The organism is Streptomyces sp. NPDC044106, assembly GCF_056433985.1.
Genome location: NZ_JBWKFZ010000002.1, coordinates 13890 through 26801 on the forward strand (window position 1 = coordinate 13890; position 12912 = coordinate 26801).

Below are 12912 nucleotides of genomic sequence, written 5' to 3' on the forward strand. Positions count from 1 at the left end.
CAAAGACGGGCTCTCAGGCCGAGGCGATCCTGTCCACCAGGGACAGCGCCGTCGACAGCGCGTCGGTGCCCGGCGACAGCGCGGGCGGACTGCCGATGAGCGGCCGTTCGGTGAAGCCGGTGTCCAGATGCGGTGCGCGGAAGTCGTGGACCGCGACGGCGCGCGGCGCGAGTTCCTCCGCGAGCACGCCGAGCCAGCCGCTCAACGCCGCCTTGGAGGCGGTGTAGTCCGCGCTGCCCGCGAGGCGTCCGGCGCGGTCGGGCCCGGTGACCGCAAGCAGGAACCCCTTGTCCGCCGTCACCGGAGCCGCGCCCCGCAGGACCGCCATGGGACAGAGCGCGTTCACCGTGAGCAGGTGCCCGGCCGCCGCGTTCGACACGTCCTCGACGGCGCCGAAACCCGCGGCCCCCACCGTCACGAGGACCCCGTCGAGCCGCGGGAACAACCGCGCAGCCCACGGCCCCAGCGCGGTGCACTGGTCCAGGTCGCACGCCTCGAAGCTCCGGGCGGGTACGTCGCCGAGGTCCTGGGCGAGAGCGGCGAGCCGCACCGGGTTGCGGCCCGCGAGCGCCACCCGCGCGCCGCGCTCCGCCAAGGCGCAGGCGGCGAGCCCGCCGAGGACGCCGGTGGCACCGACCACCAGGACGTTCGCGCCCGTGATTTCCATAGTTCTGCCTCCAAGGCTCCAAGAGTTGCCCAACACCGGGTACTCCGGACCGGACGGGCGTCCCGGGCCGTCCCGCGACGCGCGCAGCCCGCACCGAGCGCGTACTCCTCGTCCGGAGGCCGAAGTCGCTCTCAGACTGGTGACAGTCCCCGAAGACGACAACTCGCAGCGCTTGTGCGTCGTATCGTCGCGGGATGGGCGCTACAGGGCAGCCGGACCCCTCCCGGCGGAGCACGGACGAACCCGCACTGACCACGGGGTCCGTCGCCCGCAGACTGGGCGTCGCGCCGACCACGCTGCGCACCTGGGAGCGGCGGTACGGCATCGGGCCCGCCCACCGCCGCGAGCAGGGCCGGCACCGCCGCTGGAGCGCCGGGGACGTGGGCCGCGTGGAGGAGATGTGCCGGCTGACCGCGCTCGGCGTACCGCCGGCGGAGGCCGCGCGGCTGGCCCTGCGGGAAGCCGGGGCCGAGGTGCCGCGGCCCCGACGCGGGAGCGACCCCGGCGAACTCTCCCTCGGCACCGTCCGTCAGGAGTGCCGCGGCCTCGCCAGGGCGGCGGTGCGGCTCGACGCGCCCGCCGTCGACGCGCAGCTGCGGACCACGGTGACCGCGTACGGCTTCACCAAGGGGTGGGAGGAGGTCATGGCCCCCGCCCTGCACGCCATCGGCCGCAAATGGGCGTCCTGCGGCGAGCGGTACGTGGAGGTCGAGCATCTGCTCTCCTGGCACGTCTCCTGTGTCCTGCGCCGCGTCCCGGACCTCGAGGACACCGCCGCGGCCGACGCCCCGCCGCTCACGACGGTGCCCCTCGCGCCGGTGCTGCTCACCTGCGTACCCGGGGAGCAGCACACCCTCGCGCTGGAGGCCCTCACCGCGGTCCTCGGCGAACGGGGCCTGCCCACCAGGATGTTCGGCGCCGCCCTCCCCGCGGAGGCGCTGTACGAGGCGGTGCGGCGCATCGGCCCCTCGGCCGTGGTGCTCTGGGCGCACTCGCGCAACACCGCCGACCGCGCGCTGGTGCACCTCGTCGCGGAGGCGGAGTGGGGCGTGCGGGGCGCGCGTACGCATCCCACCGTGCTTGTCGCGGGGCCGGGCTGGTCGACGGGGGCTGGGGCGTACGCGCCGGGGGTCGAGCGGCTGACCGGGCTGCGGCCGGCGGCGGACCGGATCGAGTCGTTGTTCGCGGCGTGAGCGGCGTGAGCGGCGGGCGGGGGCGTTGGGATGCGTACGGGCGGCTCAGACCGTCGTGGGGAAGGCCTGCTCGGTCCAGATGGTCTTGCCGGAGGGCGTGTAGCGCGTGCCCCATCTCTGGACGAGCTGCGCGACGATGAACAGGCCGCGCCCGCCCTCGTCGTCCTCGCCGCTGTGGCGCAGGTGCGGTGAGGTGTGGCCCGTGTCGGCGACCTCGCACAGCAGGGTGCGGTCCCGGATGAGGCGTACCTGGATCGGACCGTCCGCGTACCTGACCGCGTTGGTCACCAGCTCGCTGACGACGAGCTCGGTCGTGAACGACAGCTCTTCGAGGCCCCACCGGTGCAGCTGCCGGGTGGCCAGGTCCCGGGCACGGCCTGCGGCGACCGGTTCCGCGGACACCTCCCACTCGGCGACCTGCGCGGTGTCGAGTTCGCGGGTGCGGACGAGCAGCAGGGCCGTGTCGTCCGCCGTCGAGCCGCCCGGCAGGAGTTCCGTGACGGCCCGGTCGCACAGTTCTTCCAGGGACGCGTGCCGGTCGCCGAGCACCCGTCCGATGGTGTCGAGCCCGTGGTCGATGTCGCGGTCCCGGGCCTCGACCAGGCCGTCGGTGAAGAGAGCCAGCAGGCTGCCCACCGGCAGCTCGATCTCCAGGGACTCGAACGGCAGGCCGCCGAGGCCCAGCGGCGGGCCGGCCGGCAGGTCGGGGAAGGACACCTGCCCGTCCGGATCGACGACCGCCGGCGGCAGATGCCCGGCCCTGGCCATGACGCAGCGCCGCGAGACCGGGTCGTAGACCGCGTAGAGACAGGTCGCCCCGGTGGTCACATCGGTGTACGCACCGTCGGAGGCCCCCCGCTCGCCGCCCTGCTCCTCCGCCGACTGCCCCACCAGATCGTCGAGCCGCGACAGCAGCTCGACGGGGTCCATGTCCATCTGGGCGAACGCGCGCACGGTCGTACGCAGCCGACCCATGGTCGCGGCCGCCTGCAACCCGTGGCCGACCACGTCCCCGACCACGAGCCCGACCCGGGTCCCGGACAGCGGAATGACGTCGAACCAGTCACCGCCGACCCCCGTCACGTCGTCCGTGGGCAGGTAGCGGTAGGCCAGATCGACCGCCGACTGCTCGGGCAGCCGCTGCGGCAGCAACTGGCGCTGGAGGGCGAGGGAGGCGGTGCGCTCGCGGGTGAAGCGGCGTGCGTTGTCGATGGACACGGCCGTGCGGGCGACCAACTCGTCGGCCAGCGCCACCTCACCGCTGTCGAACGTGGCGGCCGGCGCCTCGCGGAGGAAGGTGACGAGCCCCAGCACGCTGTTCCCGGCCCGCAACGGCACGACGAGGACGGTGTCGTCGAGCACGAGCCCGCCGGAGGAGAGACAGCGGTCCTGCGGGGACCCGGGTGGATAGGCGATGGGGCTGTGGCGAGGAGGGCGCAGGACCTCGGCGTCTTCTGTCTCCTTCGCCGGGCAGCGGGCGACCCGCACCAGCGACATCGCCGCCGCGCCGCTGGTGGCCGGTGCCTCGCCATCGAGGACCGGCTTCGCGAGGTCGACCGTGACCGTGGTGGCGAACTCCGGTACGGCCACCTCGGTGATCTTCTCGGCGGTGGCCAGCACGTCGAGGGCGGTCCCGATGCCGCGGCCCGCCTCGACGAGCAGGGCGAGCCGCCGCTGTGCCCGGTAGCGGTCGGTGATGTCGAAGGCGTCCTCGCACACTCCGAACACGTTCCCGTCGGCGTCCTGCAGCCGGTAGTAGGCACAGGACCAGAGGTGGTCCGTCTCCGGGTCGCTGGGCGGGCGTCCCTGGAAGTGCAGGTCCAGGAAGGGCTCGCCGGTGTCCAGGACATGACGCATGACGGCGTCGAGAGTGGGCGGGTGCCCCCTGGTCACGAACTTCCCCTCCGAGTACAGCTCATCGGCCCGAGCACCGCGGAACTCGGCGAGTGGCCGCCCCATGTCCCGCTCGTACGCCGTATTGCACCAGGTCAGGCAGAGGTCGGTGTCGTAGATGGCGAGGCCGACGGGGGACTGGGTGGCAAGGCCGTGCAACAGGGACTGCCGGGCCTCCCACAACCGGAGATCCGCCAGCTCAGTGATGACGAGGACGCGCAGCGTCGAGCCGTCGTCCCTCCCTCGCAGGGCGCAGACCGCCATGGCGACGATCAGCTCGCGCCCGTCCCGGTGCCGGGCCACGCGGACCTCGTCACCGCAGGACCCGGGGGAGAGGGGGCGGAGGGCGGGCGTCGTGCCGGGTGACGACAGGAACGTGGTCAGGGGCCGGCCGACGATCTCCTGGAGCCGATGGCCGAGGAGCCGCTCCGCCGCGTCGCTCCACCCGATGACGGTGTCCCGGGCGTCGACGACCGCCGTGGCCGCCCTGGTGACGTCGAGGGGCCCACGAAAGTCGGTGCTCTGCTCCGCGTTCCATGCAGTCATGCCGCCACATCAGCCTCGTTCATTGCTCCAGAATCCGCCGTCCCCGAAAGGGGCACAACTGCGGTACGCCCGATCACCCCTGATCCACCACGTAAGGCCCTCCCGGACCGTGCGGCTCAGGCGGCCCCGGCCCTCGCCTCCTCGTCCAGGCGCCGCAGGCAGTCCTCCCACCGCCGGCGCCGCTCGGCGAGGGACTGCTCCCACCAGGCCGTGCCCCGTTCCCCCAGCCCCGTCTTGGCGAGCTGCACACGCGCCCGGGCGGCCCCCCGCGCCTCCGCGTCGTCACCCGCGGCGGCAACGGCCCTGCGGGCCGCCATCAGATGGCGGACCAGCCGCTCTCTCACGTCGTCGGGCACACGGGGATCGGTGGCCCGCCACCGCCGCCCCTTGACGACGATGAAGTGACCGTCCTCGGTGTACTGCACGTTCTCTGCCGCCACGAAGCCATGATGCGGTGCGGAAACGGCTGCGGCGCGACAGCGCGACGGAACCGAATTGAGGCACGCAGTCGCGCAACCCCGCACCCCCCTCGCAGGTCAAACGCTCGTACGTATGGCAAAACCCGATGGGGGAGTTCACGTCTTGAAGAAGTTCACGGCAGCGCTGGCCACGAGCATGGCGGTCTGCGCTGCCGCACTGGTCGCCGCGCCCGCGGCGCACGCGGGTGGCGGCAGTGCGAAGAGCCGGACGGAAACCGTGGTGGAAGGGGGCAAGGTCTACGCCCTCTATGAGCACATGTCCTCGCGCTTCCGCCCGGAGGACGTCACGCTCAGGATTCACGCGAAGAACGACAGCAGGGTCCTCGCCGATGTCCGCCTCGACGGCACCGAGGCATGTCCCGACACGGAGGACTGCTACGAGGACACCTTCAGGTCCGAGCCGGTCACCCTGCCCTCCATGGGCGCCTACGTGATCGACGTCGTGGCGAGGGAGGGGCAGCCGGACGAGGTCGTCGAGCCGTCGACCGGCTATCTCAACTACGGTCTCAACCCCAAGCTGACCCTCACCAGCAGCCGCCCGTGGATCTCCTACGACAACGCCGACCTCACGGTCTCCGGGTCCGTGGTGGCCGAGGACCCCCGGACCCACGAGGTGAAGCCGTTCGCCGGAGTGGGCCTGTACTACCGCGCCCGCGAGGCCCACGGCGAGGGATGGGTGTGGACGGACGAGGCGGGGCGCTTCACGTCCTCCCAGCACTTCGACGAGTACAGCACCGCCACCACCTACGAGTACATGTTCGACCAGCAGTACGAGTCGCTGACCCTGCCCTTCCGCAAGCAGCCGCTGAAGCTCACGGTGGACACCCCCACCGGCACGGTCACCGCCCCGTACGGCAGCGACATCCCCGTCCGCGGCAAGCTCACCCGTATCGCGGACGACGGCACCGAGAAGCCGCTGGCCGCCGAGGTGCGGATCGGTGACGGGACCGTCGTGAGCGGTGCGAACGGCGCCTTCTCCACGGCGTACACCGTCAAGCAGGGCGGGCAGGTGAGCGTCCTGCCGACCGCCTCGAACTGGTTCACGGCATCGGCCCCGCACTCCTTCACGCTGGCCACGCCCCCTCGGACGAGCGCGTTGTCGAACGTCAAGGCCGGGGTGAGCAAGTACCGCAAGGTCACCTTCACCGGAAAGCTCGGTGTCACGCAGGGCTCGTACCCGGCGGGGACCAAGGCGAAGGTGTCCATCGACCGCCGTTCCGCGGGCGGGACCTGGTCGAGCACCGGCACCTTCGACGCCGCGTACGGCGCGACCTTCACGGCGTCCTCGCCGAAGAAGGGGGATGCGGGTGCCCAGTGGCGGCTCCGCCTCGTGAACGCCGGCGTGAACGGCGCGGGCTTCGACCTCGGCCGCACGTACACCAAGATCTGGAACGACGGTGTCTCGCCCGAGGGCGTGCGCAAGGGGGCGACGCTCACGGCCAAGGGCGGCCTGATGCGGAAGGCGGGGTCCACCTGGCGGCCGTACGGCGGCCAGAAGATCCGCGTCTGGTTCAAGGCCGCGACGGCCGGCTCCGCGTGGCAGGAACTGGGCAGCACCAAGACGCTGACCGACGGCACGTTCAGCAAGAAGTTCACCGCGCAGCGCGACGGCACCTGGCAGATGCGCTACACCGACACGACCGCCTCCTCCTACGCGGACTACGGAAGCGAGGACTACGTCGACGTCCGCTAGCCCCTCGGATGCCGGGGCGGCGATGAGGTCCTGGAGCGCGCCACGCGGTAGCGGAGGTAGACGACCTGCGTGTTGAAGGTACGGGTCTCGACGAGTTCGAGATCCGTCCGGCGCTCGCGCCGGGGAAAGAGCGGAACGCCGCCGCCGACCAGCGTCGGGTAGACCCTGATCCGGTACTCGTCGATCAGCCCCAGCGCGGCCGCCTCGGCGGCGAGCGTCGCGCCGCCGATCGCGATGTCGCCGTCCCCGGGCTCCGCCCGAAGCCGTTCGATCTCCGCTGCCAGGCCGTCGGAGGCCAGGCGGGCATTGCCCCGCACCTCCGACAGCGTGGTGGAGAACACCACCTTGGGGAGCGCCTTCCAGAGCGCGGCGAAGCCGAGCAGGTCCTGGTCGGCGTTCTCCCAGTCCAGTGCGGCGGTGGGCGCCGGGTCCCGGTCGGCGGTCTCCCAGTACAGCATCGTCTCGTACAGCCGTCGCCCCAGCAGGTGGACGCCGAGTGCACGCACCTCGTCGCTCGCGAAGCGGAAGACCTCCTTGCCGGGCGCCGTCCAGTCGAAACGGCCGTCCGGTCCGACGATGTAGCCGTCCAGTGAAACGCTCATCGAACAGGTCACGCTGCGCATCAGAAGTCCTCCTCGGCGATGGATGCCACGGGCGCTCGGGCAGCGCACGGTACAGCTCGTCGGCCCCCGCTCCGGGCCGGAGGCGGGGACCAAGGGGTGCGGGGTGATCGATAGCCTCCTGGTGAGCGGGGAAGCCGCACGTCCGTCCCGCGCGCCCAACTCCCGGGCCAGGAGGGCGAAACAGCGAGGTGAGAGGGCCTATGTTCACGACGCGTCCCACTCTGCAGGGCACCTTCGGCATGGTGTCGTCCACCCACTGGCTGGCCTCCCAGTCCGCGATGGCCGTATTGGAGGACGGCGGCAACGCCTTCGACGCCGCGGTCGCGGCGGGATTCGTCCTGCACGTGGTCGAGCCGCACCTGAACGGGCCCGCGGGCGAGGTCCCGATCATCCTCGCCCCCGCGGGCGGCGAGGTGCGCGTGCTCTGCGGGCAGGGGCCCGCGCCGGCCGGGGCCACGGTGGCCCACTACCGCTCCCTCGGCCTGGAACTCGTGCCCGGCACCGGCCCGCTCGCCGCCGCCGTGCCCGGCGCCTTCGACGCGTGGATGCTGCTCCTGCGGGACCACGGCACGAAGCCGCTCGCCGACGTACTGAAGTACGCCATCGGATATGCGGAGGACGGGCACGCTCCCGTCGAGCGGGTCGGCGAGACCGTGGAGACGGTACGGCAGCTCTTCGAGCGTGAGTGGCCCTCGTCGGCCGAGGTCTACCTCCCCGGCGGCCGGTCCCCCCGCCCCGGAGAGCTGTTCGGCAACCCCGCGCTCGCCGCGACCTGGCGGCGCCTGACGGCGGAGGCGGAAGCCAAGGCGAAGGCGGAGGGCGCCCCGGCAGGTGACGCGCGGGTGGCGCAGATCGAGGCCGCGCGCGAGGTGTGGCGCAGCGGGTTCATAGCCGAGGCGCTCGTACGGCAGGCCGGACAGCCCACCATGGACACCAGCGGCGAGCGGCACGTGGGGACGCTCTCGGCGCGGGACCTGCGCGGCTGGACGGCCTCCTACGAGGACCCCGTCACGTACGACTGGGAGGGCTGGACCCTGTGCAAGGCGGGCGCCTGGAGCCAGGGCCCCGCGTTCCTGCAGCAGTTCGCGCTGCTGCCCTCGACCGCCGCGGAACTTCCCCAGTACGGGTCGGCCGCGTACGTCCACCTCCTGGTGGAGGGCTGCAAGCTGGCCATGGCCGACCGGGAGGCCTGGTACGGGGACGCGGGGGAGCGGGGCGCGGACGGCGTGCCGGTGCGGGAGCTGCTCTCGCCCGAGTACAACGCGGCGCGGCGGCGGCTCATCGGGGAGAAGGCCTCGTACGAGTTGCGGCCCGGGGCGCCCGGGGGGCTCGAACCGCGGCTCTCCGCGCACGCGCTGGCGGTGGCCGCGGGGGAGACCGCCGGTCTGGACCGGGGGGCCGGGGCGGCGGCGGGGGCCGGGGAGCCGACCGTGACCGTGGACGGCGCGACGCGCGGCGACACCTGCCATCTCGACGTCGTCGACCGGTGGGGCAACATGCTGTCCGCCACGCCCAGCGGAGGGTGGCTCCAGTCCAACCCCGTCGTGCCCGAGCTGGGCTTCCCGCTGGGAACGCGGCTCCAGATGGCCTGGCTGGAGGAGGGCCTGCCGAACTCGCTCACACCCGGGCGCCGGCCGCGCACGACGCTGACGCCGTCGTTGGCGCTGCGGGACGGGGTGCCCGTCATGGCCTTCGGTACGCCGGGCGGCGACCAGCAGGATCAGTGGCAGGTGCACTTCTTCCTCGGCGTCGTGGCGCGGGCCTCCGTACGGGGCGGACTCGACCTGCAGGGCGCGATCGACGCGCCCAGCTGGCACACGGAGGCGTTCCCCGGCTCCTTCCACCCGCGCCGGATGACGCCCGGCAGCCTGGCGGTGGAATCCCGGATGGACCCCGAGGTGGTGGACGAGCTGCGGCGCAGGGGGCATGACGTGGTGGTGGGCGGCGGCTGGTCGGAGGGCCGCCTGTGCGTGGTGGCACGGGATCCGAGGACCGGAGTGCTGTCGGCGGCGGCGAATCCCCGGGGGGCGCAGGGGTACGCGGTGGGGCGGTGACGCTGCGCTCGGCTCGCCCCGCGGCGCGGGGCGACGTGACCGCCCCAGGAGTTGTCCCCCCGTTCACCCCCCATTCTCCGCGGCCGAACGGGATGTCAGTCCGTCGTGCTCTCATGGAGACATGATCGAAGACTTTCTGACGCACGGCGTACGTGACGTGGAAGAAGCCGTCCGCAAGGCCGCGGCCACCGAGGTGACCCCCCGTTTCCGGCAGCTCGCCGAGGGCGATGTCGTCGAGAAGAGCGGCCCGCACGACATGGTGACCGTCGCCGACCGCCGCGCGGAGGAGCAGCTGACGGTGGACCTCGCCGCCCTCCTCCCCGGCTCCGTGGTCGTGGGCGAGGAAGCGGTGCACGCGGACCCGTCGACGTACGACGCGATCCGGGGTGACGCGCCGGTGTGGATCGTGGACCCCGTCGACGGGACGCGGCAGTTCGTGAACGGCGACCCCGGGTTCTGCATGCTCGTCGCACTGGCGGTGGGCGGCGAGGTCCAGGCCTCCTGGACGTACGCGCCGGCGCTGGACGAATTCGCCGTGGCGATCCGCGGCCGGGGCGCCTGGCTGAACGGAGAGCGGCTGACCGCCGGCTCGCCCGCCGCGGGCGCCGACCTCGAAGTGGCCACCTCGCACCCGGACTTCACCACCGAGGAGCAGAAGCGGGCCCTGCTCGGCCTCGCGGTGGACGGCGTGCGGCCCCGGCCGTGCGGGTCGGCGGGCCTTGAGTACCTCGCCATAGCCAGGGGAGCGCTGGACGCCGTCGCCTTCTCGTGGGAGCTGGCCTGGGACCACGCGGCGGGCCTGCTGCTCGTGGCCGAGGCGGGCGGCGCCGACCTGACGCTGACGGGTGAGCCCTTCCGGATCGGCGGCGGCAACACGCTGCCGTTCACCGCGGCCCGGGACGCCGCCACGGCCCGACGCGTCGCGGACCTGCTCACGGGCGCCGCCTGAGAAGCCGGTCCTCGCCCGCGCCCCGACGCCCGGCACGCACGCCCCGCACACCGACCACCGTGGCGCACGGAGCGTGAAGCGCCTGGTGTGGAGAGTGATCAGGCCAATCTTTGGCATGAAGTCGGCAAGCCCATGCATATGCCATTGAAAGACGCCGCACTCCGTGGCTAGCGTCACGCCCAGTGGTGAGCACTGAGCGGCCAACGGGGGCAGTCATGGACCGTCGAGGACAGCGTCAGGACGACACACGACTGCCGGACGGCAACACCCCGACCGGCCGCTCCAGTGACCGCGACGCGTGGGCGCTCGCCCCGGTCATGCTGCTGCGCCACGCCGGATTCCCCTGCTCTCTCCTGCGGGAAGTCGCCGATTCGGCGACTCCGAGAACCGCGGATGCCGTACTCGCCCGCTGCGATGAGGCACGTCGGATCGGACAGCGGTTGAAAGCGGTGCTGCGCGAGGAGCGCGTGGGCACGCAGGGAGACATCGCCTCCGGGGTGGGCATGCTGCGCCCTTTACCGCCACGGGATCTCGCCCGTCTGGAGACGGACCTCAGCCAGGCATCCCTGGAGACGGTCACGTGCTACCAGGACGCGGTTCTGGCCCTGGACAGCGTGTGGAGCGCTTTCGAGAAGGAGCACGCCGCAGCGCTGGCCCGCGGTCGCGAGAGCGTCGTACGCCTCTTCCGGGACCCCGCACTCCAGCAGGTTCTGCTCCTGTCGAACGACGCACGCTTCGAGGAGTTCACCGACTGGATCGACAGTGGCGGAGGCGGATCGGACGGGCACGTCAAGCGCATGACCGACCTGCTCGCCATGTACCTCCAGCGGGTCACGACGAAGAACGAGACGCATTCCCACTTCGGTCCTCTCGCGGTGGCCCGGGTGGCACCCGGCACCGCTGGGATCTCCTGGTCCACCGGTCCACTGCGACGCGTCGCCTTCCTGAGCCACTGGGCAGGTGAAGCGCTCGCCGAGGCGTTCAGCGGCCGTCCTGAGCTCTTCGAGACCGTGCGTCCTCGGCGGTTGCCGCTCGCGTTCGGCCAGGGTCCGCGGATCCGGCTGTACGCGTTCGAGACGCGCACGGGTATGCCGGACGACTGGCGCTTCGTCGAGGTGACGGCCGAGACGTTCGACGACGACCAGTCATGGCTGTGGGAACGCTGCGACGGCGAGCGCACGGTGGCACAGCTCCGCGCCGCCTGGCCGCGACGCGGCAGTACCCCGCCCCGCCGCACCTTCGACGAGGTACTGCGTGAACTGGTCAGCAAGGGCTGGCTGACAGCGCGCTGGGAGATTCCCGTCGGGACCGCCGATCCCCTCCGGACGCTGGACGGACACCTGGAGGGACACCTGGAGAAGGAAGCAGGCGAACGCGCGGTGGTGCGGTGGTTCGCCGACACGCTGCGACAGTTCGCCGACGGCCCGGCCGTCGACCGCGCAGCACTCCTCGGCCGCCTCAAGAAGACCTTCGAGGAGACCACCGGGACCGCGGCCAATCGCTCCCAGGGACTGCACTACGCAGACCGGAGCGTCCTCTACGAGGAGGCCTACAGCCCGGTCAGGGACATGGCCCTCGGCCAGGACATCGAGAACGTCGTCAGCCGCGAGCTGTCCGTGGTCTACGACCTGACGCTTCTCGCCCCCCGGCTCCGGGTCCGCCGCGAGCAGGAGATCCTGCACGACTGGATGAAGGCACGCTTCGGCCCGGGAAACCCCGTCGCTCTCCAGCACTTCTACGCCGGCTTCTTCGAGGACAAGCCCCAACTCGCCCTCAAGTGCGAGGAAGTGGACCGGGACATCGCGGCGCTCGACCACGAGATCACTGCCGTACTGCTGGCAGGGGCCACCGGCGACCAGCACGAGACGGTCGTCGACCGGGGGCAGCTGGAGCAGCTGCTCTCGCGCCATCCGGCCACGCCACCCGCACTGTGCAATCCGGACGTCATGCTCGCCGCACGGGACGCCGACGCGCTCGCGGGCGGCGACTTCCTCGCCGTCGTGGGCGACTGCCATGCCGTCCGTGAGGCGCTCACCCACTCCAGCTTCGCCCCGCTGTTGCAGGCCGAGGCTCCGGACCTGCTCGACGAGGTCTACGCGCGGTACCAGAGCCTGCTGGACAAGGACGAGGTGCTGGTCGACCTCTCCCGCTCGCATCCCGACAAAACCGCCGCCCAACTGGCCTACCCCTGCCCGGACCTGGAGGTGCACGGGCTGTCCCCGAAGAGCCGGGACGCCGTGCTCCAGCCCCACCAGCTATACGTCGTGGCGACCGCCGAACGCCTGGAGCTCCGCGCCCGGGGAGTGGAAGGCCGGCTGAAGCTGCTCGCTCCGCTGGCGGGCGGACCCAGCATCCGCCAGGACCCGCTGTCCCCGTTCGCCTTCCCCCGGCACTTCGGAGGCGTCGGCATACGCAGCGTCGGACATGACCACCTGCCGCGCATCCGCTGCGGCCGCGTCGTACTGCACCGGGAGCGCTGGCGCATACCCGCGAACGCCCTTCGGGGGTGGAGCCCAGGCACGCGCCCGGCGAAGGGGGACGCGGCCGAGTTCGCCGCCGCCCGCAAGCTCCGCCGTGACCTTGATCTGCCCCGCCACGGATTCCTGAAGATCCCCGGTGAACCGAAACCGGTGTACGTCGACTGGGAGTCCCCCCTCATCGTCAGACAGGTGTTCCGCCTCGCCCGGCGGTCGGATTCTCCCCTGGAATTCAGCGAAATGCTTCCGTCGCCGGAACAGCTCTGGCTCGAGATCGACGGAGAACGCCACACGAGCGAATTGCGCTGTGCGGTCTTCTCCCGCGGTTCCGGCTGACG

The 12912-nt window shown here is 72.2% G+C and carries 9 protein-coding genes; 5 read left to right on the forward strand and 4 right to left on the reverse strand.

Annotated elements, in window-relative coordinates; genetic code table 11:
- Positions 1 to 13: 13 nt before the first annotated feature.
- Positions 14 to 667, reverse strand: coding sequence for an SDR family NAD(P)-dependent oxidoreductase (locus tag AC07DI_RS02860; RefSeq protein ID WP_478901753.1), 654 nt, complete (start codon positions 665 to 667; stop codon positions 14 to 16).
- A gap of 194 nt (positions 668 to 861) precedes the next feature.
- Here AC07DI_RS02860 and AC07DI_RS02865 point away from each other — a divergent pair, with 194 nt between their 5' ends.
- Positions 862 to 1860 carry a MerR family transcriptional regulator gene (locus AC07DI_RS02865; RefSeq protein WP_478901755.1) on the forward strand — a complete coding sequence of 333 codons (999 nt, stop codon included), beginning with the start codon at positions 862 to 864 and terminating at the stop codon, positions 1858 to 1860.
- A gap of 45 nt (positions 1861 to 1905) precedes the next feature.
- Here the strand turns inward: AC07DI_RS02865 and AC07DI_RS02870 are convergent, their stop codons facing one another.
- Positions 1906 to 4299 (reverse strand): SpoIIE family protein phosphatase, encoded by a 2394-nt coding sequence (locus AC07DI_RS02870; RefSeq protein WP_478901757.1) that lies wholly within the window; start codon positions 4297 to 4299, stop codon positions 1906 to 1908.
- A 116-nt stretch (positions 4300 to 4415) separates the two neighbouring features.
- Positions 4416 to 4739 carry a hypothetical protein gene (locus tag AC07DI_RS02875; RefSeq protein ID WP_478901759.1) on the reverse strand — a complete coding sequence of 108 codons (324 nt, stop codon included), beginning with the start codon at positions 4737 to 4739 and terminating at the stop codon, positions 4416 to 4418.
- Positions 4740 to 4881: 142 nt separating this feature from the next.
- Between AC07DI_RS02875 and AC07DI_RS02880 the strand changes: the two genes are divergently transcribed.
- Entirely contained in the window at positions 4882 to 6471 is a 1590-nt protein-coding gene (locus AC07DI_RS02880) for a hypothetical protein (RefSeq protein WP_478901760.1), read from the forward strand.
- Here AC07DI_RS02880 and AC07DI_RS02885 read toward each other — a convergent pair.
- Positions 6468 to 7094, reverse strand: coding sequence for a dihydrofolate reductase family protein (locus tag AC07DI_RS02885; RefSeq protein ID WP_478901762.1), 627 nt, complete (start codon positions 7092 to 7094; stop codon positions 6468 to 6470). The genes AC07DI_RS02880 and AC07DI_RS02885 overlap by 4 nt on opposite strands.
- A gap of 200 nt (positions 7095 to 7294) precedes the next feature.
- Between AC07DI_RS02885 and AC07DI_RS02890 the strand changes: the two genes are divergently transcribed.
- The 3 genes from AC07DI_RS02890 (at position 7295) to AC07DI_RS02900 (ending at position 12910) form a co-directional block, all read left to right on the forward strand.
- A complete protein-coding gene (locus tag AC07DI_RS02890; protein WP_478901763.1) occupies positions 7295 to 9148 on the forward strand; it encodes a gamma-glutamyltransferase family protein in 1854 nt (617 codons plus the stop codon).
- Positions 9149 to 9269: 121 nt separating this feature from the next.
- Complete coding sequence (locus AC07DI_RS02895; RefSeq protein WP_384258540.1) at positions 9270 to 10097, forward strand: inositol monophosphatase family protein; 828 nt, start codon at positions 9270 to 9272, stop codon at positions 10095 to 10097.
- A gap of 215 nt (positions 10098 to 10312) precedes the next feature.
- Positions 10313 to 12910 carry a lantibiotic dehydratase gene (locus AC07DI_RS02900; RefSeq protein ID WP_478901764.1) on the forward strand — a complete coding sequence of 866 codons (2598 nt, stop codon included), beginning with the start codon at positions 10313 to 10315 and terminating at the stop codon, positions 12908 to 12910.
- Positions 12911 to 12912: the final 2 nt, after the last annotated feature.

Coding starts and splice junctions, on each gene's coding strand:
- AC07DI_RS02860 (WP_478901753.1), bottom strand. CDS start 667: ATGGAAATCACGGGCGCGAACGTCCTGGTGGTCGGTGCCACCGGCGTC.
- AC07DI_RS02900 (WP_478901764.1), top strand. CDS start 10,313: ATGGACCGTCGAGGACAGCGTCAGGACGACACACGACTGCCGGACGGC.
- AC07DI_RS02890 (WP_478901763.1), top strand. CDS start 7,295: ATGTTCACGACGCGTCCCACTCTGCAGGGCACCTTCGGCATGGTGTCG.
- AC07DI_RS02895 (WP_384258540.1), top strand. CDS start 9,270: ATGATCGAAGACTTTCTGACGCACGGCGTACGTGACGTGGAAGAAGCC.
- AC07DI_RS02865 (WP_478901755.1), top strand. CDS start 862: ATGGGCGCTACAGGGCAGCCGGACCCCTCCCGGCGGAGCACGGACGAA.
- AC07DI_RS02870 (WP_478901757.1), bottom strand. CDS start 4,299: ATGACTGCATGGAACGCGGAGCAGAGCACCGACTTTCGTGGGCCCCTC.
- AC07DI_RS02885 (WP_478901762.1), bottom strand. CDS start 7,094: ATGCGCAGCGTGACCTGTTCGATGAGCGTTTCACTGGACGGCTACATC.